The following is a 21775-nucleotide window of genomic DNA, read 5'->3' on the forward strand; positions in this document are numbered from 1 at the left end:
AGCAAGGCAAGGGGCCGCGGAGAACCCTCTCCGCCCCCTGCGATCCCGACTTTTGAAATCGACTTCGAGGAGATCGAGGACTGTGATGAACGCACGCAAGGCATGGACGCGCACGGTGGGAAGCGCGATGGTGGCCGGTGCGCTGGCTTGGGCCGTGGTGGCCTCGGGCCAGCCCTCCGCCGCTCCCGTCGGCGAACTCGTCGCCGAGACGGGGCCCGGGTACGCCATCGAGGACTACAACTACCCCGACGCCGACAAGATCCTGGCCGAACAGGGGATCGTCCTCAAGCGGGGCGACGGCCACATCGTGCTCGCCGACTGCCGCAGCGAGGAGAACCTCCTCATGTTCCTCGCCCGCGACCGGGCGGACGTGTGCTTCAAGGTCACCGCCGACGAGGGCTTCCTGACCCTGGAGATCCCGTCGGTGCACGGCGTGCGGACCGACGATTCCGTCAACACCCACCTGTCGATGACCGCCGAGGAAGACCACGCCGAGTACGACATCCCCGCGAAGACGTGGGAAGGGGTCGGCGAGTCCGTGGACGGCCGGGAGCACGTCCTGGTCGAGATCCGGGTCTCCAAGTAGCCCGCTCCGACCGCCGGGCTCTTCCGGTCCCCGCCGTGCCCGGCGTCACCGGCCGGTCACCGGCCCGGTGCCCGCACGGCCGGACTCCGGCGCATTCGTCCACCTCATCCCGTTCCTGAAGGAAACCGCACATGTCTGCACTCCGTCCGCGCACCGCCCTCTTCCCGGGCCTGCTCGTCACCACGACCGCCGTCGCCGCCGGCCTCGTTCCCGCCGGCGCCGTCCACGCCGTCTCCGGTCCGGAGGCGGCGGCCGGCCAGCACGCCTCCGTCGTCAAGCTGAACATCGGCGACGAGGCGACCGGCCGCGGATGCACCGGCTCCCTCGTCGACGCCTCGTGGGTCCTGACCGCCTCCAGCTGCTTCGCCGCGACGCCCGGCACCACGCTGCCGGCCGGTGCTCCCGCGCTGAAGTCCACCGTGGTCCTCGGCGACGGCAAGCGGATCGAGGTCGCCGAGCTGGTCCCGCGCACCGACCGGGACGTCGTCATGGCCCGTCTCAAGACCCCCGCCGCCGGCCCCGCGGGCATCACGACGGCGTCCGCCGCCCCGGCGGTGAACGCCGACCTCACCGCCGTGGGCCTCGGGCGGACGAAGACCGAGTGGGCCCCGGGCAAGGCCCACACGGGCGCGTTCACCCTGAACGCGGCCGACGCCACCACGCTGACCATCACGGGCAAGGGCACCGACGCCGTCTGCAAGGGCGACACCGGCGGGCCGCTCCTGAACGCCGCCGGCGAGCTCGTGGGCGTCAACAGCCGTTCCTGGCAGGGCGGCTGCCTGGGCGCGGACCCCGCGGAGACCCGTACCGGTGCCATCGCGGCCCGCACCGACGGGCTGCGCGAGTGGATCGACGGGGTGCGGGCCACGACGCCGGGCTGGCAGACCAAGGCCCTGGTGCAGGCCGGCACCAGCCTCTACCAGGCCGTTCGGCTGCCCGACGGCTCCTGGACCGGATACACCGACCTCCAGTCCAAGATCGGCAGCCTGGGCGGGATCCGCAGCACGGCTGCCGCCGGCATCAACGGCGACACCCACGTGCTGGCCGTCAGCACCAGCGGCGGCCTGTTCCACACCGTCCGCAAGCCGGACGGCACCTGGGGCACCTTCGGGGACGTGTTCGCCGTGGCCAACGCCCTCGGCAACCTCACCCAGGTCTCCGCCGTCTCCATCGGTCACGACCTCCACGTCGTCGCCGTCGCCGACGGCAAGGCCTTCCACACCGTCCGCAACAGCGCGGGCAGTTGGACCCCCTTCCGCCAGATCAACGGCTCCCTCACCGGCGTGACCGCGGCGGCGACCGCCAGTGTCCGCGGCGAACTCCAGGTCGGCATCGTCAGCGGCGGCAAGCCGTACCACACGATCCGCCAGACCAGCGGGACCTGGCTCGGCTGGGGCAACGTCGCCCAGGCCGTCGGCGCCACCGGCCCGGTGACCTCCCTCAGCATGGCCGGCACCGGCGACGAGGCCCACCTCGTCATCGCCACCGACAACGGCACCCGCCAGTACCACACCATCCGCAACTTCAACGGGACGTGGGCCGCCTGGGGCGACCTCAAGGGCGTCCTCGGCTCGGTGACCGCCAAGTCCGTCTCCGCGGCCGCCGTCAACGGCGAGCTCCAGGTCGCCGTCACCACCACCGACAACAAGCTGCTCCACACCACCCGTCACACCGACCGCACCTGGAACGCGACGGTGCCGGCGCCCCTCGTGGGGATCACCGGGACCCCCGGCGACGTCGCCATCACCGCCACCTACACCGGCTGACCCCAGGGCAGGCACCGCCCGGCTTCGAGCCGTGCACCGCCACGCCGCGGAATGCGGGCGCCCCCGGCACTGCGAGTGCCGGGGGCGCCCGCATGAGCGGTATGGGAGGGGGCTTGTCGGCGGGCCGGAACCCCGGCGGTCGGCGATCCGGCCGCGCGACGACGCACCGGCGCCCGCGTCCCCGGCTGTGCCCGTGTCCCCGCCTGTGTCCATGCGCGCGTCTGCGCGCGCCCGTGCCCTGCCCCTGCCGTGCCGGCCTCCCGGCCGTGCCCGCAGCTGGACGGGCAGCCGCTGGGGCTTGAGCCTCCTCACCGCCCCGGCGGGCCGGTCGACTCACACCGTCTTGATGCCGCCGCCCTCGACGACGTAGTCGGCGCCGGTGACGCTTGCCGCGCGGTCCGAGACGAGAAACGCGACGACGGACGCGACCTCCTCGACCTCGACCATGCGTCCGGTGGTCATACCCATCGCCGCGGGCACCCCGGCCAGGAACTCGCGGTGCCCGACACCGTTCGCCTCCGCGAGGCGGGCGCCGAAGCCGTCGACGTCCTCCCACATGCCGGTACGCGTCGGGCCGGGAGAGACCGTGTTCACCCGTACGCCCTGGTGGCCGAACTCCTCGGACAGCGCCTTGCCGAACGCGTTGAGCCCCGCCTTCGCGACGCCGTACTCGATGGGGCCCGTGCCCGGCAGGCGGGCACTCATCGAGGAAATGTTCACCACGGAACCGCGGCGCTCCAGGAGGCTCGGCAGCAGCCTGCGGGTGACCCGGACGGTGCCGAACAGGTTGACCTCGAAGCTCTGCGCCCACTGGGCGTCGTCGGTCGCGAGGAACCCGTTGAGGGTGAAGGTGTCGCCGCCACCCAGGTTGTTGACCAGGATGTCCACCCCGCCGAGCTCCGCGAACGCCCGCGCCCCCAACTCCTCGGCCCCTTCCGACGTGCTCAGGTCGACCGCGACCGGGTGGGCGCCGGTCTCCTCCAGCTCGGCCGTGATCGTACGGGCCGCACCCACGACGCGGACCCCCTCGGCGACGAGCTGCCGCGTGATCGCGAGGCCCACGCCTCGGCTGGCTCCGGTGACGACGGCGGTCTTCCCGGCGAGATCGAGCTCCATGTCAGGCTCCTCAGATTTATTTGAACTGCAGGTACAAAATTAGGCCGAAAAAAGTGGGCATCGGTCGGCGGTGTCGGCGTGGACTTCCGTGTCGACATGGACTCCCGTGTCGGCGTCGGTGGCGGTGGTGATTCCGGTGGCGGTGGCGATTCCGGCTGCCGATATCAGTGCGTGCCGGTTGCCTGCACCGGTTGCCGTTTCCCGTTGCCTGCGCCGGTTGCCGGTGCCGACGCGGGCGTAGGCCTACAGAGCCTCCATCGCCGCGTCCACGACCCGCCTCAACTGCGCGGCGTCTTCCGCGGTCTTCGCCAGGACCCGCATGCCGATCACCGTCGCGAGCAGCCAGGAGGCCGTGGAGGCCGCGTCGCGGCCGCCTGCGATCTCGCCGGCCCGCTGGCCCGCCTCGATCGTCGCCCGGAACGCACTCTCCGTACGCGCGAACATCCTGCGCACCGTTTCCGTCGTCCCGGCGTCCGAAGGGGCCGACTCGGCAGCGGTGTTGACGGCCATGCAGCCGCGCCGGTCCGGGTCGCCCAGGTCGAGCCCGATCAGCGCCTCCAGCGCGCCCCGCAGGCGGTCCTTCGCCGTACCGGGGTGATCGAGAAGCGCCTCCAGCCACGCCGCCTGGGAGTCGCGGTACCGCATGAGCGCCCGCTCGAACAGGGCATGCTTGCTGCCGAAGGCGTTGTACAGGCTGCCCTTGCCGATGCCGATCTCGTCCACGAGGTCCTGCGGCGTCGTCGCGGCGTACCCCTTGCGCCAGAACACGCCCATCGCGCGCTCCACCGCCACGTCCGGATCGAACTGCTTCGGCCTACCCATGAGGGCACCGTAACACCGTTTTTGACCTTGAGGTCGAAAACATGTCGTCGGGGAGGAGGCGAGCGGGTCCCGGACCCCCGGTCGAGCGGTTCGGGACGGATAAGGTGGGCGAGCGACGACGACACGTTCGCTCAGGAGGTCACGGGTGGGGCCTGAGCCCCAGACAATCGGCGTGCCGGTAGGAGAAGGGGCCGACCTGTGGACAGGTCGATCCGTCCAGCGCCGGGTCCTGCTGGTCGTTCACAACGTCACCTCGGCCGGCCGACTCATGGACCTGGTTCCGCTGTTCCACGATGACTTCCGGGTCCAGCTGCTGGTCACGTCGACGGACTCGTCCTCTCCCACCCGGAGCAGTTGGAACGACTGGAGCGGGTCTGCGCGGAGGCCGTGCCGTCCGCTGTTCTCGCCGGTGATCCCTGCTTCGACCGCATGCTTGCCGCGCGTCCGTACCGGGATAGGTTCCGGCGCGCGTGGGGAGTGCGCGCGGGACAGCGACTGATCGTCCTGAACTCGACCTGGAACCCCGAGGGGTTCTTCGGCAACGGCGGCGGCCGGGACGTACTGCCCGGACTGCTCCCCCGGCTCGCCGCCGAACTGCCGACCGACGACTACCGTCTCGCCGTGGTCCTGCACCCCAACATCTGGTACGGGCACGGGCCCGGCCAGATCCGCGCCTGGCTCGACCGCGCCCGGCGCAACGGCCTGATCCTGATCGACCCCGTCCACGCGTGGCGCCAAGCGCTGCTCGCCGCCGACCTGGTCATGGGGGACTTCGGCGCCGTCTCCTATTACGCCGCCGCGCTGGGTACGCCGGTGCTGATCGCCGCGGACGGGACGGACGTCCTCGACGCCGAGGCACCGCTCGCGGCATTCGTGCGAGATGCGCCCCGGCTCGATCCGTACGCGCCGCTCCTCCCCCAGGTGCGGCACGGAATCGCCACCCACCGTCCGGAGCAGGCGCCCGCCGGGTACGTCACCTCGGAGCCGGGCCGGTCCGCCGAACTGCTCCGCCGGCACTACTACGCGCTGATGCGCCTCCAGGAACCTGCTGGGTCCGCCTCCCTGGAGCCGCTCCCGCTTCCTCCGTACGGGCCGGGAAGGGTGACAGCCTCCTTGCACGTCCGGACCCGGATGGAGGGTGCGGACATCGCCGTCGAGCGGTCCGCCGGCCATCCTCCCCACGCCGCCGGCGACGCGCACCTCGCGGTGCACGAGGAGACGCGCCACCCGGGCGACCTCGACGTCGCGGACGTGATTCTGCGTGAAGGACCGGCGGAGGACCCTCGGCTCGGCGGCCCCGGCTCATGGACCACCGAGGTCCTGCGGCGGCACCCCCACTGTTCGACGGCCGTGTACGTGACGGGGCCGGACACCTGCGTCGTACGCGGCCGAGGGCTGCGCGGCACGTTCCTGCTGTCCGCTCGCGAGGGAGCGGACGCGGATCCGGCCGCGTACGCCTCCGCGCTGCACGCCTGGCTGGCGTACGGCGGTGCCGTCCCCGAGCGCGGAGTCGTCCTCCGGATGCACACGGCAGGCCGCGTACATCCCTTCCTCGTGGAGCCCTCGGACTGACCCATGACGCCCCGGACGGACCCAGGACGCCCCAGACCTAGGCGGACGGCCCGGACCGGCCCGGGGCGCCCCGGCCCGACTTAGGGCGCCTCGCACCGCCGCCGCAGGCCGGCCAGATGGGCCCGGTGCGGAGTGGCGGAGGCGGGCGACAGCCGCTCCGCCTCGGTGATCCTGGCCAGAGCGGCCGTGTCGTCGCCTGCGTCGTGGAGGGTCTCCGCCAGGTCCGTGAGGGCACGGGCGTGGTTGTACGGCTCCGGGACCGCCCCCGTACGGCCCGCGAAGAAGTCCACGGCGCTTTCGAGGCATCGGCGGGAGTCGTCCAGCCGGTCCAGGCAGCGGAGGGCCCGTCCCTGATGGCGGGTGACCAGTGCGAGGGCCCTCGGGAGATCCGCGGCGCCCTCCTCGTCGACCCCGACGCCCCGGTAGAGGGACTCGGCCTCAGTGAACCTCTCGTACGCCTCCTCGAACGACCAGCGGTACAGGCTCAGCAGGCCCAAGAGCTCGACCGCCGACGCCTCTCCGCGCAGGTGAACCGCCGCTCGCTCGTACGTGACGGCCGCCCGGGCGGCACGGTGGGCCTGCTCCCAGCGGCCCATCTCTCCCAGGCGGTGGGCCAGTTGGGAGTGGAGCGCGCCCGCCGTCCGCCCGTCCGCACCCGCCTCCTCGGCGCAGCGCGACGCGTCACGCAGCGCGGGAAGGACGTCCCAGTAGCCCGCTTTCAGCTGCAGGGGCCACAGGGAGCGGGCGAGCCACCACACGGTGGAGGATCTCCCGTGCTCCTCGGCGACGACGACCGCCCGGCCCAGGTTGGCGACCTCCGCCGCCAGGACCTCGATGCCGTCGGCCCCGCTACCGGAAGTCCCCCTGATACTCCGCCGGCAGCTCGGTCCGCCAGCTTTCCGGCAGGGCAGTCCGGGACGCCGGGAGAGCGAGCCTGAGCAAGGCCCAGGACGCGGTCGACCGCGTCCGCGCACGCCCGCAGGCCGTACTCGGCGGTGGCCGACTCGGCCAGGTGTCGCCTGATCTCGGGTCGGAAGCGGTAGCGCCGGTCGGGCAGGGCGTCCAGGAGCCCGACGTCCACCGCCTCCTGGAGCGACCGGGCCGCCGTCGTCTCGTCGGCACCGGCGGCGGCAGCCGCGATCGCGGCGGAGACGGACGGCCAGCCACCGAGGGCCGTGAGCCGGCAGAGCCGCAGCGCCCGTGGGTCGAGCCGGTCCGACGCGAGCTGGGCCGCCGCGCGCACCGGATGGTTCGGCCAACCACCGTCCGGGGGTTCCGGGGCCGGACCGGCCCCGGCCACGGCGAGCAGCCTCGCCTCCGCGTGGAGTGCCAAACGAACAGACCCGACCGGCCCTGCTCGGGGACGCGATCGGCGGCTCTTTTGGACAAGGCCCTGCCAGGCGGCGGAATCCGGCGGAATGCTGTCACTCCGGATGGTTCCGGATCGCCTGTCCCGTCTCTCAGCTTCTACGTTTGCGGCCCAGCCGGTTCCACGGACACGAAGGAGACGACGGGTCACATGCGCGTCATGACCACGGTTCTGATCGGCGGGGCCCTTGCCCTCACCTCCCTCACTTCAACGACCGGCGCGATGGCCGCCGCCTCCGGCCCGGCAGGCCAGGCGCGGGCGTCCGGCGCCGTCCAGTCGTTCCAGAACCAGGCCACGAGCCGGTGCATGGACGACACCAGCAACGGCTTCCGTACCTGGAGCTGCAACGGCTCGAATCCGCAGCAGTGGGACGTCCACGTCTGGGGTGACGGGACCCGTCAGCTGAGGAACATCAACACCGGCCGTTGCATCGAGGACACCGACAGCGGTTTCCGCACCGCGGTCTGCAACTCAAGCCCGGCGCAGAGCTGGTGGATCAAGGTCTGGAACGACGGCACCGTCCGCTTCCAGAACCAGCTCACCTCCCGCTGCATCGACGACAGCTCCCTGGGCTTCCGCACCTGGGCGTGCAACAGTCTTCCGTACCAGAGCTGGTTCTGATCCCCACGGTGAGGCACCCGTCACGGGCACCTGTCTCACAGCAAGTCGGCCCACGACGACCGCCTGCCGCCCGCCGCGCGCTGCCTACTGCCCGCTCCCGCTGCCCGCGCGGCGGCTACCGATCGAACGGTGTGACCGAGGTGGTTCGGGTGACTGGCGAACTGCCGAGACCGGGCCGGCGAAGGTGATGTCGACGGCCAGGGCGACGTCGATCGGACCGGGACGCCGCGTGGCTCGGTCGCCCGCGAACGCCGCCCGGCCTGTGATGACAAGAAGCCCACCCCCGTGAGAGTCGTCCCGGTCCAACGGTGTCTCAGCCTGGTGTCAGTGGCTTGCGGCATGATGCGGAGCAGGTGACGGTTGATCAGTCGAGGCTCGGGGCCTTCGAAGCCGTCGGCAGAAGGAGGTGCTCCGTGCACGGGCCGGTCATGGACGACGAAGGGGCCGACGAGGAGCGACGGCTGCATTACGAGAGGTGGCAGTGGGGCGGGAGGCTTCCGAGCGAGAGCCTCCGCGCCGTCCGCCACAGCAACGTCCTCGGCCTGCTCCCCTTCGACAGCGACCTGGTACACGCCCTTGATGCCGCGGGGGCCGACGTCCAGCGTTCCGTGGCGCGTCTGGCCGCGCGTCGGGCGTGCGAGACGGCCGGCCTGACCACCGTGCCGTGGGTCGCGAGGGCGCTCACCGCCCTGATGGACGGGCGTCCGCTTCCGCCGCCCTTCGACGACACGGCCCGGATGTGGGAGACGCTGCGCTCCACCGCGCTCGCGCCCGGGCCGACGGTGCGAGCGGCGACGCCGCCGGAACGACCGCCCTACTTTCCCCCGACACCCGTCGGGTGGGGATGGATCCCGACCTCGGAGCCCGGCGACGACGGGGCGAGGCACTACGAACTCGGCCGACTGCCGGAAAGCCCCGCACCGGCGGGGTCCGACGCCAAGCTGTCGGCAACGCACGCCGCAGACCTCGGTCCCGTCCCCGCCTTCGTCACCCCCACGGAACTGACGCACCCCGCCCGCACACCGCTGGACCGCGGGCTGATCTCGCAACCGCATTTCGCACTCCCCGCCGTACCCGCTGCCGCCGAGCCCTCCCCGCTCAAAGCGGCCCTGGACGCGGTCTCGCACGCGGTGGCGGCGTACGGAGAGCACTACCCGGAGTTGCTGGAAGAGATCTGGCAGCTCTGCGCCGACCGTTCGGACGGGAAGCCCGACCCTGCGATCCAGCGGCCCTGACCTCCGACAGCGCCCATTGACGGGTTCAGTCGGCGGCCAGCCGAGAAGGGTGCGCTCCGGGTTCTGTCATCGCGCGTCGGGGCTGCCTGAGGAGTGATGCGGGTGCGACGGCGGCCGGGCATGTGGGGCTGCTGTCCCGAAGGCGCTCTCGAACATCCCACTCCTCTGCGGGCATCCAGTTGCCGTTGGCGCTGCCCCAACCTGCCGTGACGGTTTCGGGGATGGGGCCTTACCGTGCGAACAGCGTCAGGTGGGGCTCGCCCCTACGGGAGTGGCCGAACGGTGGCAGCCGCTACGGGCCGGAGCCGTTATCCGGCATGTCGCATTCTCGACCCTCTCTGGCCTAAATCGCCGATCCCGGAGTCGATTCCTCCGAGGTACGTTCCCCACGCGCCCTGCGCAGACGGCGCCGGGCGCCCATCAAGGGGGAACCATGAAGTTCAAGGCCAAGCCGTTCGGCATCGCCGCATCCGCCCTGCTCGGGCTGAGCCTGGTGCTGGGGGGAGCGGGCACTGCGTCCGCCGGCGCCGGGTGCGGCGACGTGTGGGACAGCGAGATCCGTTCGTACGAGGTCACCTTCTCCTACGAGGGTGAGTGGGTGTCGGACGAGGGCGTGACCATGTACCGGTACTCCGGGATGGTCAACGGCAGCGTGCAGCACGCGTACGAGACCCACTACCAGGGTTCCAGCATGACGCTCAGCATCCCCTGCTGACAGTCGCGGAGGACTCCCGCCCACGGTCATCGAAGAGGTGGCCCGGGCGGGAGGCCATATTCCGTCGACCAGGCAACGCCCGACCCCTGAGCCAAGGATCCCGAGCAGGCCGTCGGGAGGTCGGCAGGGGCAGCGCGGCGGGTCGGCAGACCGCCACGTCGGCAGGACCAGGACCGGCGGGGGCGCGCCGCACGAGGGCAGGACGCACGAGGGCAGGTCGCACGAGGGCAGGTCGGGCGAACGGGCGGCGCGCAGGGCTTCGGAGCCGGGGCCGACCACCGCCTCGCGCCGGTGTCATCGGTCGTGAGCCGAGGCCGGGCTGCTTCCGGAGGTGCCTCGCGGGGTGGTGGCGGCCGCGAGGAGGCTCATGTCGTCTCTTCCCCGGTCGACGCCGAAGCGTTCGGCGGCGGAGTGGAGGGCCGTGACCGCCACCGAGGGAGCCGGGTCGTCCAGGCCGGTCAGCACGTGGGAGATCCGCTCCTCACCGAACTCCTCACCGTCGTCGCGGCGGCCCTCGGTGAGGCCGTCGGTGGACAGCACCAGCAGATCACCGGGGTCGAACCGGACGGAGCGCGTCTGCCAGTTGCCGGGGGGCGCGTCCAGGAACGGGTGGACCAAGGGGCCGGTGGTCTCCAGCCGTTCGAGCGTCCCGTCCGCCCGTCGCAGGAACGGTTCTTCATGTCCGGCGTTCACCCAGGTGAGGAGCGAGCGCTCCGGGGACAGGACCGCGACGGCCAGGGTGGTGAAGCAGTCCTCGCCGGCCAGCGCGTGGTGCACCGCGCGCATCAGCGTGTCCAGATCGACGTCCAGGCGCAGCCCCACCGTCACGACGCTCTTCAGCTGCACGGCCAGCAGGCCGGCGGCGACGCCGTGCCCGCAGACGTCGCCGAGGAAGACGGCGGTGGATCCGTCGGAAAGCCGCACGGCACCGAGGTAGTCGCCCGCGATCAGTCCCTCGGCCGCACGCACGTCACCGGTCACCAGCGCCCCCGGCCCCGGCTCCTCGCAGGAGACCAGGATCTCGTGCAAGCCCTGCACCGCCGGTCCGACCTGCACGAGCGCTTCGTGGTTGCGACGAGACTCGCGCTGGGACACCACCAAGCGCTCGCGCACCCCTTCGGCCTCTCGGGACAGAAGGCCGATCCAGCTCCGGTCGCTCCCGGACGGCGGTCCCGCGCCGTTCGCGTCACCGCTGGCCGCGCGCCGCAGACGCTGGGCCAGTGCCCCCGCCGGGGCGAGGTAGCGGCGCTGCAGCACCACGGCCCCCACCACCGCAGCGACGAGCACGGCCACGGCGAGGCTCAGGATGTAGGACAAGATGCTGTTCATGTGCCACATGGCCATCTCGGCCTCCCGCGTACTGCGCTGCTCCAGGAGCGCCGCGAGTTCCTTGGAGCGGGCGTCGACCGCCGCGTAGGTGCCCTCCGCGGGGTCCGCTCCGACGGCGGCCGCAGGCAGCCCGTACACCTCCATGCGGTCCACCTGGGTTCCGGGGCGCCCGTTCTCCAGCCACCGGGCCACGCTGCGGTCGAGGAGCACGATGCCCTCGTCCACCTCGTCGTCCGTACCTGCGGTCAGCCGCCTCAGCCCTTCCAGGTGTTCCTCGAGACTCACCCGGCTCGTCCCGCGTAGCGCCTCGCCCGCGTCCCCCGCCAGCGACGCGGCCCGCACGTCCCCCACCGCCGCCCGCACAGAGCCGACTCCGGCGACGGCCGGATGCCAAAGAGTCTCGATCCGCTGCGCGGCCCGCTCGTGCCGAGCGTTCAGAACGAAACCCGTCACCGCGACGCCGGCCGCGAGCAGCACCGCCGCGCCGATCATGGCGGCGAGCAGCAGCCTCGCTCGTGTCAAACCGTGTAGTGACAGCACGTAACCGACAGTACCGATCATCCCGCTTCGACCCCGGGCCACCACGCCCGTCGCCACCTGACGGCACACGCGCGGGGCGACTCGGGGCACGACCGGCGTCCTCGTATCGGGATCCTCGTATCAGGGCGCGGATCACCCGGCGGTGCCGGACGGGAAACGCGCCCTGGCGACAGTGGCGGGGTGGGCGCGGGATCGAGGAGATGCGGACGGCGGCACCTCCGGGCAGAGTGGGGAAGGACCTTTCCTACCGAGGTGGTCCCCTTGGTCCTGCGCGCTGGAGATGGGACGAACTGATGCGAGGGCTCTCGTGACGTCGGAGTGATCGATGTTCCGCAGACGGCCGGCCGACAGCAGCGAGGACCTTCTGGTCCGGCTCGCGGCACTGACCGCCAGGGCGCGGGAGCTGGCCGAGACCCAGCGGTCCCGCGTCGAGCTCGCCGTGGCTCTGCAGCGCGGCATGCTGCCCTCGGACCTGCCCCGCTTTCCGGGCGCCCGGCTGGCCGTCCGCTACGAGCCCGCCAACCACGGACTCAACGTCGGCGGTGACTGGTACGACGCCTTCCCCCTGCCCGGCGGGCGGATCGGCATGTCCATCGGTGACGTGCAGGGGCACAACATCGAGGCCGCCGCCTTCATGGGACAGGTCCGGGTCGGGCTTCGCGCGCTGGCCTCCGTCACCGAGGACCCGGGAGAGCTGCTCGGTCGCACCAACGACCTGCTGATCTCTCTGGGCGCCGATCTCTTCGCCACCTGCACCTTCCTGCGGCTCGACCCCGTCGCCGGCACCCTGGAGTGCGCCCGCGCCGGCCACATCCCCCACATCTGGGCCACCGCCGACGGCCGCTCCGGCATCGACGACGGCGAGGGCGGCCCTCCGCTCGGCGTGCTCCGCGGCGTCGACTACCCCACCACGCTGCACCGGCTCACCGCCGGCGGCGTCTTCGTCCTCCTGACCGACGGGGTGGTGGAGGGACCCTCGCTCCACCTCGACGACGGCCTGGACCGGGTGATGCGGCTCGCCGGAATCACCGCCGTCGCCGGACTGGGCGTCGACGCGCTCGCCACCTCCGTCATGAAGCTGGCGGCCACGGTGGGGCACGAGGACGACGCGGCCGTCCTGGTCGTGGGCCATGACGGCGGTCCGGACGAGCCGTCCGGTACGGATCAGCTGTCCAGCACGGATCAGCCACCCGGTCCGCACCAGCCACCGGTGGAGGCGTGACGGGGCTGGCCGCGAAGGGCGGGCGCACGCCGTTTGGTCGGCCCCGGGCGGGATGGCCGGGCGTCTCTCTCCATGTGCCGACGGTGCAGGGTCCGACCACATCGGGCAGGATCCGCCGGACGTGGTCGGCGTCCCGGATATCGGGGTGGGCGGGCCTCGTGCCGGATGGGGCCCGGGACCGGGCGGGCCTCGTGCCGGGCCAGGCTCGTACTGGTGTCCGTCGCACTGGTTCGGGCCGGTGGCAGACCCAGCTCGCAGCTCGCGGCTATACGGACCCTGGCGGCACGATCCCGTGGAGGCACGGTCTCGTACCGTACCGTCGCGCCCGACACGCAGGGGTCCTTGCTCGGTCGTGGCGGCCCCGCCGGTGTCTGATGGCTGACGTGTTGGTCACTCGGCAGTTCCGGAGCATTACAGAGGCGGCCCTGACGTCGCTGGCCGTGGCGCTTTGCTACTACGCGGCCGGGCGGCTCGGTCTGCTCGGCCGCCTCGTCGTCGAGGGCGCGGTGGTCACCCCCATCTGGCCGCCCACCGGCGTCGCCGTCGCCGCCCTGCTGCTGCTCGGCGCGCGGGTCTGGCCCGGCGTCGCCCTCGGGTCCTTCCTGGTCATCGCCTCTCTCACCACCCCGGGGCCCACCACGCTGGTCACGGTGGCGAGCAACACCGTCGCGCCACTCTGTTCCTTCCTGCTGCTGAGACGGGTCGGCTTCAGGCTCGACATAGCGCGGCTGCGGGACGGACTCTCCCTGGTGTTCCTCGGCGGGTTCGGCGCCATGCTGATCAGCGCCACCGCGGGGGTCGGCCTGCAGGTGGCGACGGGCTCCCTGGACAGGAGCGAGTTCTGGGGGGTCTGGCTGGCCTGGTGGGTGGGCGACACCATGGGAGTCCTGCTGGTCGCCCCGCTCCTGCTCGTCCTCGGCGGGCCGGCCGGACGGTTCCGGACACGGCGCTGGAAGGAGGCGGTCTTCCTGGGTTTGGCGACCGTGGTCCTCATGCCCCTCGCCGTGCTCAGCCCGATGAGCATGCTGTTCCTCGTCTTCCCCCTGCTGATCTGGGCAGCGCTCCGCTTCCAGCTCGCCGGAAGCATGCTGTGCGCGCTCTTCGCCTCCGTGCTCACCACCTTCCAGGCGACCTCCGCGCGGGGCGCGTTCCTCCACCTGTCGGACGTCGAAATCATGGTGAAACTGCAGGCCTTCAACGGCTCAGCCGCCCTGACGGCCCTGCTTCTCGCCGCCGTCATCACCGAGCAGCGCGCCACCCGCCGGTCGGTGCGCCGCGCCTGCGAGGAGCTGGCGGCGGTCCTGGAGCACCTCGCGGCGGGCGATCCCCCGCCGGGTTCGCCCGGCAGCCTCGGAAGCCCCGGCACCCGGGCGGTCCCGCCGGGTGGGCACCGGGACCCGTGACCTCCACGTCCCTCCGCCCAGCCCCGCACCCCGCCGGTCGGCCGGGCCCGTCCGCCGAGAACGGCTGTACGCGGCCAAGGTGGAGAAGCCGGCCGGGGGGGGCGGACGTCGCTTCACCCAGTGACGTAGGGCGAAGACCGCGAGGCCGAGGCGCGCCCGTTCGACGAAGGGACGGACGATGTGGGCAGCCTGTCGCCGGAGATCGCGAGTACGGCGGGCGGGTCTCGCTGGCCGGGTGGGTGGGTCTCGGAGCGGAGGTATGTGGGCACTCAGCCGTCGCCGTCCTGGGGCGCCCGCGCGTCGGGTTCCCGGGAGAGGGTGCGGTGGTCCTGGTCGCTGGGTTCACCGACTGAGGTCGAACAACCGCAGTTGCCAGTGCGCCCCAGTACGCCCAGGAAAGTGATGTCACACCCATCATGACAGGTCAGAGTTCGTTCTCGTAGGAGGAACGGCACAGGTGAGGAGCCTGGTTCGGCCCTCTCCGGGGGACCCAGAATCTCCGTCATGAATCACTCGGGGAAAGTCGATCATGACGACATCGTGCGAGCGCGGAATGTGCTGCTCGCATCGGGTCGCCGCACGCCGCGCGAGGAAGTCGACGCCTATCGGGTGCTCACCCAGGTCAGTCCCGCCTCGTACCTGCCGCTCTTGGCCGGGGCGCTGCAACGTCTGAGCTACGACACCAGCGTCGGCAAGTGGCATCCGTCCTCGCTCGCGCTGTGCGAGGAGGCGGTGGCCGCTGCGCGGTCCATCGACCCGGCCGAGACCGCCCGGGCCGATGTTCTGTACCGGGCCCTCGACTCGTGCCAGCGACAGCTGTACATGGCGGGCTGACGCGCCGAAGGACTTGCCATGCGCGCCGAGATGCTCGCCCTTGGCCGTGCACAAGCCGAACTGTCCGGAGACCCCGTGGTCAAAGGGCTGTATGACTGGGCTACCGGACTCTCCGAGGAAGGCCGGTATGCCGAGGCCGCCGATGCCATGACCGAACTGGTCGCGGCGATCCTGCCCGAGGGGCCCGCCGACGGGGGTCTCGCCTGGACCCTCCTGGAGTGGACAGCCACTCTCCATGACGCTGGCCGGTGCGACGAAGCACTCGCCGCGTTCGAGACGCTCGTCAGCATGCAAGCGGCCGAAGCCGCGCATGAACGCGGGCCGATGGCCTGCCATCTCCACTCCCTCATCGGGTACGCGCGGATGCTCGACACCAACGGCCGAGGGGAGCAGGCGGCCCTCGTCCGGCAAGAAGCGCTCGCTTTGCTGACGGAGCTGGCCGATACCGGTGAGCGGAAGTCCTGGAGTGGCTACCAGGCTTCGTTCTGGGCGGTGTTGCTGAACATCTCCGGTGCCGAAAGCGATCGGCCTGCGCCCGATGGACCGCGTCCGCCTTCGGGGGCGGCGCCTCTGCGATGGTCGCCCGATGCCGAGCGGCGCTACTTCGACAGCCGCCATGCCCTCCGTGAAGAGGTGGACACCCTCGCTGCGCGAGCCACCGAGGATCCGGACCGGCATCTGGCCGAACTGGTCCGGCCGCATCGGGTCCTCACCGTCCGCTCCGCCGTCTACTGGCAGAACCGTACCCATCTGTTCGCGGAGCGTGTGCGTTCCCTGTTCGATGAAGGAATGGGTCTGGCCCGTCGGCTGTCTCAGCACGATCCGACAGACGGAACGCGCACACTGGCCAAGATCCTGATCGACCGATCGACCTTCCACACCGCCGCCCACGAGTTCAGGGCCGCCCTCGACGACTTCCGCCAAGCCTTGAGCTACCTCGGGGAGGCGAATTGAGACGGTGCTGGTCAGGACCTGGCAGTCGTGGTGCGCTTGGGGCAGATGGGCGTACGGAGCGAGGGCGGTCTGCTGCACGGGTGGGCTGTCTTGGGCGGGCGGGCCGTCGGACGGTCGGATCGCCTGGGCGTGACCTGGCTGCCTGGCAGGTAGGGGGCGAGGGTGAAAAGGAGTCTGTTGCTTCGGTGCCCTGGCGCGGGCAGCAAGCGTCCTGATGCGTCGTCAGTTATTCCTGTGCACGGGACGGAGTTCGACAAGGTCGGTGCCGTCGCAGTAGGTCACGCGGACGTGGGGGCCGGTGCCGTCGTGCAGGAAGGCCTCACAGGCCGAGGTGCCCTCCCAGAGAGGGCGGTTCTCGTGGTCCAGGAGAAGCAGACGTTGGCCGTCCTGCCAGAAATGCCTCGTAAGAGCACGCGCTGCGGGGCTCAACCCCTCCGGGCGGACCGGCCGGTCGGACGTGTCGAGGTTCCGGTCCGGTCGGCCGGACGCGCGGACGATTTGGTTAAAGGTCCCGTCGGTGACCAGGTACTCGCCCGGGGAGAGTCGCCGGGCGGGGCCCTCGGTACCGAAGTAGGGACTGACGACGAGGGCGCCCTCGGCGTCCGGCAGCACCATGGAGAACCGAGTCAGCAGGGGAAGCGTGCGGTCCCAGCGGCATCCGGTGCGCGGGTCGCGCGGGGCCTGGGGTTGGTGCCACACGAAGGTGTGCTGCCAGCCGGCTTGCTCGCTTTTGGCGCCCGTACGGGCCGGTCCGGCGGTCTTGGCCGGTTCAGGGGTCCCGGCCGGTCCGGGGGTCCTTGCGGATTCGGCGGTCCGTGCGGGCTCGCCCGTCCCGCCAGCCTCAGGCGGTCCGGACGGTTCTGCTGGTCCGGCTGGTCCAGCTGGTCCGGCAAGTACGGTGGCGCGACAGCTTCCCTCGGCCGGCGCGGTGGCCAGGGTGATCAGGCCGTTGTCTTCGGCGATCCGGTCGATGCTGCCCTGGGGGATCTGGAATCTCGCATGCCAGTGTGGTCGGCCGTTGTCCATGTCCAGAGTGGCGATGCGGTCGGGGGTGACCAGGAAGGCGTGGCAGTTTCTGTCACCGGCGGGCGGCTCGGTGGTAAAGGCGTCGGCCCGGCAGCCGTCCAGGACTTTCACCGCCCCCGGTTCCGTACGGCTCCATACGCGCTGACCGTACTGGGAGTAGCCGGTCAGGTGGCAGGAACCGGTGCGGCAGTTGGCGACGAGTACGGCCGCTGCCCCGTAGTCGTACAGGAAGACCTGACTGCCCGGCGCCAGTGGGCGCCGCCATGCCAAGCGCCCTTTCTCCAGATCGAGCCCGGCGATCGTACTCGGGCCCTCGTGACCTTCGCGTCCGCCCACCAGAACGACCCGGTGGTCTTGGACGAGCGCGGAATGCGCCGAGCCCGGACGGGGTGAGGTCAGCGTGAACTCGGTGGGCAGGGCCAGTCGCCAGCCCCGCCGGTCCGGCCCTTCCCGTCGGACGAGGACGCCGCCTTGGCCGAGCAACCCCTCTCGGGGCGAGTTCACCACCCACGTACCGTCAAGCCCCGGCGACACCGGCAGCCGGACGCGGGAAGCCTCTTCGGGAACCGCCGAGCCGTCGCCGAACTGCGGCCCTTGCGGGCCGAAGCACCCCATGACGAGGAGACCCGTCAACCCGATCAGCAGCCACCGCCACCCCTGAGCTCGCATCGCACCCCCCGGCTCCACGGACACGGTAGGACGCCTCCGGGCCGACGTGCCTTGCTCGTTTCCATTCCGTGACGCCGCCGGGGCGCCGCAAGGGGCAAGGTGCCCGAGTCCCTTGAGGGCGAGCAGACTGGCGTAGACGGTGGCCTGACCGTCCCCGGCCCTGCACGAGTCAGTACGGGTCTGTACGAGCTCGCCAGCGAGGTTGGGGTGGGGTACCTCGCAGCGCCGTTGCGTCCTCAGCACCCCGGGCCACGACACGCGCGCGGCCCGCGCGGACGGGCGTCGGAGTGTGGCACCGCGGGTGCTCACACAGGACGATGGAGATGAGCCACGGACACGTAACCGCCCCTGCGGAGCACACGCATCTGCCGAAGCGCAGGGTTCTCGCGTTGACCGACGGCGCCGTGGCCATCGCCATGACGCTGCTGGTGCTCGTTGTCGACCTGCCCGACGGGCTTCGCGGGCAGGCCCTGGAGGACGCGCTCGACGCCGTACGGGGCCAGGTGGGAACGTTCCTACTGAACGCTGTGTTGATCGCTCTGTTCTGGCGGGCGCACCACGCGGTGCTGCGGGACGCCGAGTGGAACGACGGCTCCCTCTTCTCGTGCAACGTCGCCTTTCTGGCGCGCTGATCTCCTTGCCCCCTTCCCGACGAGGGTGGCCGAATACGGCCACCGGCCGGTCGGACCAGCCCTGTACGGCGCGGTGATCGGTACGCCCTGGTACTGCTCTTGATGGCAGTGCGCATCGCCCGGGAATCGGGGCGCCGGGGGCCCTTCCCGCCATTTCCCGCGCAGGCGTTCGTGTTTCTCCTCTCCGTCGTGATCACCCAGTTCTCTCCCTCGGCGGCCGTCTGCAGTTGGATCGCCACCGTGCCCCTCTGCGTGCTGGCCCACCGGCACGCCACCCGCACGCGGACGTCCTCGACCTGTACGGGGGGCCGGCGAAGGTCGCGAGCCAAGGGACCGCTGACCGAAAGCTCACCCTGCGCCGCGGTCGGATGCTCGGCCGCCGCGCCCCGGCCCACGGTGAGCCGTGCCGGCCGGAACGTTCCGCGCCGAGGATCGTCCCAGGGCGCCCCCGCGACCAGAGGAGGCGGACGCGGCGGACATGGTGAAGGTGGGCACGCGCGTGCGGGGGGGGGACGCGACGCACAAGCCGCCGCGTCCGCCCCGAACACGCCGGCCGCACCGTCTCCGTCTACGCGGCGGGGGTGAGTTCGGCGCGGCCGAAGAGGAGGGCGTAGCCGGTGGGGAGTTGCTGCAGGATGCGGGTGGTGAGGTCGTGTCCGGCGTAGGCGGCGACCGCGGAGAGGACGGATCCGGTGTCCCAGCGGGTGGTAGCCAGGGAGGCGCCGGTGCGTGCGGCGAGGTCCTTGACGAAGGCCCAGCCGGTGAGCGGCTCGGTGGCGGGGATCTGCATGGTCAGCACGCGTGCGGCTTCCAGGGGCAGGCGGCCGGCCAGGTCGACGCGTTCGTCGCCGGTCAGCTGGCGCCCCAGTCCGGCGAGAACCAGGCGGACGGCTTCGTCGGCCTTCTCGCGGGTGGGGTAGGCGCCCTCGTAGCGGACCTTCTCCAGCATCTGCTCGTATGGCGTCCCGTACGGCTGCTGGAGCGATGCCTGCCGGTCGGAGATCACTTCGGAGATCACTGGGGTTGGTTGCCCTTCTTGCTGGGGCCGGTGTCCAGGCACCGGCATGCGGGACGGTCAGGTGATCAGACGGGGTGGGGATGGCCGAAGAGGAGGTCGTAGCCGGTGGGGAGCTGGAGCAGGATCTGGCCCAGCAGGTCCTCGCCGGCGGCATCGGCGACGGTGGACAGCACGGCGCTGACGTCCCAGGCCGCGGTCCGCTCCGTCGCGCCCTCGATCCACGCGGCGGTGGCGCGCACGAACCGTTCCGGTGACAGCGGCTCGGCGCTCTGCAGCGGGTTGAGCAGGATCAGGGCGAACGCCTCGGGCAGGCGTGCCGCCAACCGGGCCCGGACGTCGCCGACCAGGTGGGCGCCGAGCAGGGCGAGCACCACGCGCGCCGCGCGTTCGGCTTCTTCCGGAGTGTCGTACCGGCCGCGTTCGGTCACGTGGCCGAGGAACGCTTCGCGTCGCAGGGTCATCTCACCGCCACCCCTCGTCTTCTTCGGCTTGCCCGAGAGGGATGCGGAGGTAGGGCGACGGTGAGATCAGGTGCCCGCCCTCCGCACCCGTCCGGCCGGTGTCAGCCGGCGATTTCCTTGCGGCCGGAGCCGACGCCGACGGTGATCTTCCGGGGCTTGGCGCGCTCGGCGATCGGAATGCGCAGCGTGAGTACGCCCGCGTCGTAGTCCGCCTGGATGCGCTCGGTGTCGAGGGTGTCGGCGAGCACGATCTGGCGGGAGAAGACGCCCAGCGGCCGCTCGGACAGCTCCATCTGCACGTCGTCGGCCTTCACGACCGGCCGGCGCTCGGCCTTGACGGTCAGCATGTTCCGCTCGACGTCGATGTCGATCGCGTCCGCGGTGACACCGGGAACGTCGAAGGCCACGACGTACTCGTCGCCCTCGCGGTAGGCGTCCATCGGCATCGCCGACGGCCTCGACCAGGTGCCCGGACCCATCAGCTGCTGCGTCAGCCGGTCCAGCTCACGGAAGGGGTCAGTGCGCATCAACATCGTGAAAACACCTCCAGCGGTTCAGGCAGTTGCTGCCAATGCGCCTCACTGACTCCGTTGTAACATGTCATCCAATGGATGACAAACACGATGTCGTCGTGATGATGACAAGGAGAGGGAGGTGCCCATGACACCAGCCGACCACGCCCCCGAGGGCGACCCGAACACCCACGGTCCCGCCTCGTTCCTCGCCGCCGCGACGGCCCTGCACGCCATAGACGACGCCCTGCGCGACGCCCAGCGAGAGTCCCCGGACACCTCCGACGCGCCGGGTCCCGGCGCCGAGCAGGCCCTGGCCTCGCTGCTGCTGCTGCGGCAGGTGCGCGAGCGGCTCGCCGGATGGGAGACGGGCCTGATCGAAACGGCCCGGGACGCCGGAGCCAGCTGGGCTGACCTCGCCGATCCGCTGGGCGTGGCCAGCCGCCAGGCCGCCGAACGCCGCTACCTGCGTGGTCGCCCCGGCCCGGCCGGCACCACGGGCGAGCAGCGCGTGACGGCGACCCGCCAGGCACGGGCCGCCGAACGCACTACCGCCACCTGGGCCCGCGCCAACGCCGCCGACCTGCGCCGCCTCGCCGGCCAGATCACCGCCCTCACCGACCTCCCTCCGGCCGCCCGCCGCCCCCTGGGCGAGCTCCACGAGGCCCTCGCCCAGGACGACCCCGCCGACCTCATCGCCCCTCTGACCGCCGCCCGCCCCCACCTGGCCGCCACCCACCCCGACCTCGCCGCCCGGCTCGACACCCTTACGCCCCCTTGAGTCCGCCCCCTGCCGCGAGCCATGACAAGGGCCCCTGTCGCCCGGTGCCCCGCACCTTGCTGCACCGGAGGATTCCCTGGTGAACCCGAACCCGATGAGCCCCGCCCACGTGGGACGCCAGGAACCTCCGGGCGGCGTGAGGCGATCGGGCCCAGCCGGCGCTCGGACAGGGCGGCGGCTGCAGAGGCCGAGGGAGGAACCACGCGGGGCCTTACGGGGCCCTACCCCGCCCGGACATCCCGGCGCCCGGTGCCGTGCACCTGTCGCCGGTCCGCCCCTTGCGACCGGTACTACGTCGCTGGCCTGCCCTGCGGCGCCCTGGACCACGGCCCGTGACCGCCACCGCCCACGCGGTGTCCCAGCGGGCGGACAATCCGCGGAATTCGAGGGGGTGGGCTCAGCCCGGCAGGCACCGGGTTGCCGGATCTGCTCTCGGGGCAGGTCCGGGGGGCGTACTCCGCTGGGCGGGGTGTACGGCCCGGTGGGGGGCGGGTATCGGCATCGGTGCGCGGCATGGGGGCTGCTGCTCGTACCGGAGGCGTCCGACTGCCGCCTCTACATTTCGGTCAGCCCGCAGCCGCCCACCCCCGGC

At 71.8% G+C, this 21775-nt stretch carries 20 protein-coding genes; 12 read left to right on the top strand and 8 right to left on the bottom strand.

What is annotated here, in order from left to right; genetic code table 11:
- Positions 1 to 85 precede the first annotated feature (85 nt).
- Positions 86 to 586 (top strand): hypothetical protein, encoded by a 501-nt coding sequence (locus ACFZCF_RS17390; protein WP_391287143.1) that lies wholly within the window; start codon positions 86 to 88, stop codon positions 584 to 586.
- A 131-nt stretch (positions 587 to 717) separates the two neighbouring features.
- Positions 718 to 2352 (top strand): trypsin-like serine protease, encoded by a 1635-nt coding sequence (locus tag ACFZCF_RS17395; RefSeq protein ID WP_391287144.1) that lies wholly within the window; start codon positions 718 to 720, stop codon positions 2350 to 2352.
- A 333-nt stretch (positions 2353 to 2685) separates the two neighbouring features.
- On the opposite strand, the gene ACFZCF_RS17400 is transcribed toward ACFZCF_RS17395, so the two are convergent.
- Together ACFZCF_RS17400 and ACFZCF_RS17405 are read right to left on the bottom strand one after the other, a co-directional pair.
- Positions 2686 to 3468, bottom strand: coding sequence for an oxidoreductase (locus tag ACFZCF_RS17400; RefSeq protein ID WP_391287145.1), 783 nt, complete (start codon positions 3466 to 3468; stop codon positions 2686 to 2688).
- Positions 3469 to 3711: 243 nt separating this feature from the next.
- Positions 3712 to 4290, bottom strand: a complete 579-nt coding sequence (locus tag ACFZCF_RS17405) for a TetR family transcriptional regulator (RefSeq protein ID WP_391287146.1) — start codon at positions 4288 to 4290, stop codon at positions 3712 to 3714.
- A 477-nt stretch (positions 4291 to 4767) separates the two neighbouring features.
- Here ACFZCF_RS17405 and ACFZCF_RS17410 point away from each other — a divergent pair, with 477 nt between their 5' ends.
- Positions 4768 to 5862, top strand: coding sequence for a hypothetical protein (locus tag ACFZCF_RS17410; RefSeq protein ID WP_391287147.1), 1095 nt, complete (start codon positions 4768 to 4770; stop codon positions 5860 to 5862).
- An 80-nt stretch (positions 5863 to 5942) separates the two neighbouring features.
- Here the strand turns inward: ACFZCF_RS17410 and ACFZCF_RS17415 are convergent, their stop codons facing one another.
- Entirely contained in the window at positions 5943 to 6620 is a 678-nt protein-coding gene (locus tag ACFZCF_RS17415; protein ID WP_391287148.1) for a hypothetical protein, read from the bottom strand.
- A gap of 770 nt (positions 6621 to 7390) precedes the next feature.
- Between ACFZCF_RS17415 and ACFZCF_RS17420 the strand changes: the two genes are divergently transcribed.
- From ACFZCF_RS17420 to ACFZCF_RS17430, 3 genes are all read left to right on the top strand, one after another.
- Positions 7391 to 7852 (top strand): RICIN domain-containing protein, encoded by a 462-nt coding sequence (locus tag ACFZCF_RS17420; protein ID WP_391287149.1) that lies wholly within the window; start codon positions 7391 to 7393, stop codon positions 7850 to 7852.
- A gap of 413 nt (positions 7853 to 8265) precedes the next feature.
- Positions 8266 to 9087: a hypothetical protein gene (locus ACFZCF_RS17425; RefSeq protein ID WP_391287150.1), complete on the top strand. Its 822-nt coding sequence runs from the start codon at positions 8266 to 8268 to the stop codon at positions 9085 to 9087.
- Positions 9088 to 9520: 433 nt separating this feature from the next.
- A complete protein-coding gene (locus tag ACFZCF_RS17430; RefSeq protein WP_388443788.1) occupies positions 9521 to 9802 on the top strand; it encodes a hypothetical protein in 282 nt (93 codons plus the stop codon).
- Between the two features lie 294 nt (positions 9803 to 10096).
- On the opposite strand, the gene ACFZCF_RS17435 is transcribed toward ACFZCF_RS17430, so the two are convergent.
- Positions 10097 to 11653 (bottom strand): SpoIIE family protein phosphatase, encoded by a 1557-nt coding sequence (locus ACFZCF_RS17435; protein WP_391287151.1) that lies wholly within the window; start codon positions 11651 to 11653, stop codon positions 10097 to 10099.
- A 343-nt stretch (positions 11654 to 11996) separates the two neighbouring features.
- On the opposite strand from ACFZCF_RS17435, the gene ACFZCF_RS17440 reads away from it, so the two are divergent.
- The 4 genes from ACFZCF_RS17440 (at position 11997) to ACFZCF_RS17455 (ending at position 16084) form a co-directional block, all read left to right on the top strand.
- On the top strand, positions 11997 to 12893 hold the full coding sequence (locus tag ACFZCF_RS17440; RefSeq protein WP_391287152.1) for a SpoIIE family protein phosphatase: 897 nt from the start codon (positions 11997 to 11999) through the stop codon (positions 12891 to 12893).
- Between the two features lie 374 nt (positions 12894 to 13267).
- A complete protein-coding gene (locus ACFZCF_RS17445) occupies positions 13268 to 14296 on the top strand; it encodes an MASE1 domain-containing protein (protein WP_391287153.1) in 1029 nt (342 codons plus the stop codon).
- Between the two features lie 504 nt (positions 14297 to 14800).
- Positions 14801 to 15130, top strand: a complete 330-nt coding sequence (locus ACFZCF_RS17450; protein WP_391287154.1) for a hypothetical protein — start codon at positions 14801 to 14803, stop codon at positions 15128 to 15130.
- A gap of 18 nt (positions 15131 to 15148) precedes the next feature.
- Positions 15149 to 16084, top strand: coding sequence for a hypothetical protein (locus tag ACFZCF_RS17455; protein ID WP_391287155.1), 936 nt, complete (start codon positions 15149 to 15151; stop codon positions 16082 to 16084).
- 222 nt (positions 16085 to 16306) lie between these two features.
- Here ACFZCF_RS17455 and ACFZCF_RS17460 read toward each other — a convergent pair whose 3' ends face one another.
- Positions 16307 to 17803: a hypothetical protein gene (locus ACFZCF_RS17460; RefSeq protein ID WP_391287156.1), complete on the bottom strand. Its 1497-nt coding sequence runs from the start codon at positions 17801 to 17803 to the stop codon at positions 16307 to 16309.
- A 299-nt stretch (positions 17804 to 18102) separates the two neighbouring features.
- Here ACFZCF_RS17460 and ACFZCF_RS17465 point away from each other — a divergent pair, with 299 nt between their 5' ends.
- A complete protein-coding gene (locus tag ACFZCF_RS17465; protein ID WP_391287157.1) occupies positions 18103 to 18411 on the top strand; it encodes a TMEM175 family protein in 309 nt (102 codons plus the stop codon).
- Positions 18412 to 18979: 568 nt separating this feature from the next.
- Here ACFZCF_RS17465 and ACFZCF_RS17470 read toward each other — a convergent pair.
- The 3 genes from ACFZCF_RS17470 to ACFZCF_RS17480 all read right to left on the bottom strand — a co-directional run bounded on the left by ACFZCF_RS17470 (position 18980) and on the right by ACFZCF_RS17480 (position 20423).
- A complete protein-coding gene (locus ACFZCF_RS17470; RefSeq protein WP_388444918.1) occupies positions 18980 to 19417 on the bottom strand; it encodes a DUF2267 domain-containing protein in 438 nt (145 codons plus the stop codon).
- Between the two features lie 77 nt (positions 19418 to 19494).
- The gene (locus tag ACFZCF_RS17475; protein ID WP_388443796.1) at positions 19495 to 19890 is read right to left on the bottom strand and encodes a DUF2267 domain-containing protein; all 396 of its coding nucleotides are present in this window, start codon (positions 19888 to 19890) and stop codon (positions 19495 to 19497) included.
- A gap of 101 nt (positions 19891 to 19991) precedes the next feature.
- Complete coding sequence (locus ACFZCF_RS17480; protein WP_388443798.1) at positions 19992 to 20423, bottom strand: Hsp20/alpha crystallin family protein; 432 nt, start codon at positions 20421 to 20423, stop codon at positions 19992 to 19994.
- Between the two features lie 127 nt (positions 20424 to 20550).
- Between ACFZCF_RS17480 and ACFZCF_RS17485 the strand changes: the two genes are divergently transcribed.
- The gene (locus tag ACFZCF_RS17485) at positions 20551 to 21183 is read left to right on the top strand and encodes a type III effector protein (RefSeq protein ID WP_388443800.1); all 633 of its coding nucleotides are present in this window, start codon (positions 20551 to 20553) and stop codon (positions 21181 to 21183) included.
- The last annotated feature ends 592 nt before the right edge of the window (positions 21184 to 21775 follow it).

Origin of the sequence: Streptomyces sp. NPDC007945 (assembly GCF_042958885.1) — a bacterium.
Classification (GTDB): Bacteria; Actinomycetota; Actinomycetes; order Streptomycetales; family Streptomycetaceae; genus Streptomyces.

What these genes read in the sequence shown, in the direction of transcription:
- ACFZCF_RS17405 (WP_391287146.1), bottom strand. Translation starts at nt 4,290, where the DNA reads ATGGGTAGGCCGAAGCAGTTCGATCCGGACGTGGCGGTGGAGCGCGCG.
- ACFZCF_RS17440 (WP_391287152.1), top strand. Translation starts at nt 11,997, where the DNA reads ATGTTCCGCAGACGGCCGGCCGACAGCAGCGAGGACCTTCTGGTCCGG.
- ACFZCF_RS17485 (WP_388443800.1), top strand. Translation starts at nt 20,551, where the DNA reads ATGACACCAGCCGACCACGCCCCCGAGGGCGACCCGAACACCCACGGT.
- ACFZCF_RS17390 (WP_391287143.1), top strand. Translation starts at nt 86, where the DNA reads ATGAACGCACGCAAGGCATGGACGCGCACGGTGGGAAGCGCGATGGTG.
- ACFZCF_RS17395 (WP_391287144.1), top strand. Translation starts at nt 718, where the DNA reads ATGTCTGCACTCCGTCCGCGCACCGCCCTCTTCCCGGGCCTGCTCGTC.
- ACFZCF_RS17465 (WP_391287157.1), top strand. Translation starts at nt 18,103, where the DNA reads ATGAGCCACGGACACGTAACCGCCCCTGCGGAGCACACGCATCTGCCG.
- ACFZCF_RS17430 (WP_388443788.1), top strand. Translation starts at nt 9,521, where the DNA reads ATGAAGTTCAAGGCCAAGCCGTTCGGCATCGCCGCATCCGCCCTGCTC.
- ACFZCF_RS17450 (WP_391287154.1), top strand. Translation starts at nt 14,801, where the DNA reads ATGAATCACTCGGGGAAAGTCGATCATGACGACATCGTGCGAGCGCGG.
- ACFZCF_RS17420 (WP_391287149.1), top strand. Translation starts at nt 7,391, where the DNA reads ATGACCACGGTTCTGATCGGCGGGGCCCTTGCCCTCACCTCCCTCACT.
- ACFZCF_RS17475 (WP_388443796.1), bottom strand. Translation starts at nt 19,890, where the DNA reads ATGACCCTGCGACGCGAAGCGTTCCTCGGCCACGTGACCGAACGCGGC.
- ACFZCF_RS17445 (WP_391287153.1), top strand. Translation starts at nt 13,268, where the DNA reads ATGGCTGACGTGTTGGTCACTCGGCAGTTCCGGAGCATTACAGAGGCG.
- ACFZCF_RS17480 (WP_388443798.1), bottom strand. Translation starts at nt 20,423, where the DNA reads ATGTTGATGCGCACTGACCCCTTCCGTGAGCTGGACCGGCTGACGCAG.
- ACFZCF_RS17455 (WP_391287155.1), top strand. Translation starts at nt 15,149, where the DNA reads ATGCGCGCCGAGATGCTCGCCCTTGGCCGTGCACAAGCCGAACTGTCC.
- ACFZCF_RS17400 (WP_391287145.1), bottom strand. Translation starts at nt 3,468, where the DNA reads ATGGAGCTCGATCTCGCCGGGAAGACCGCCGTCGTCACCGGAGCCAGC.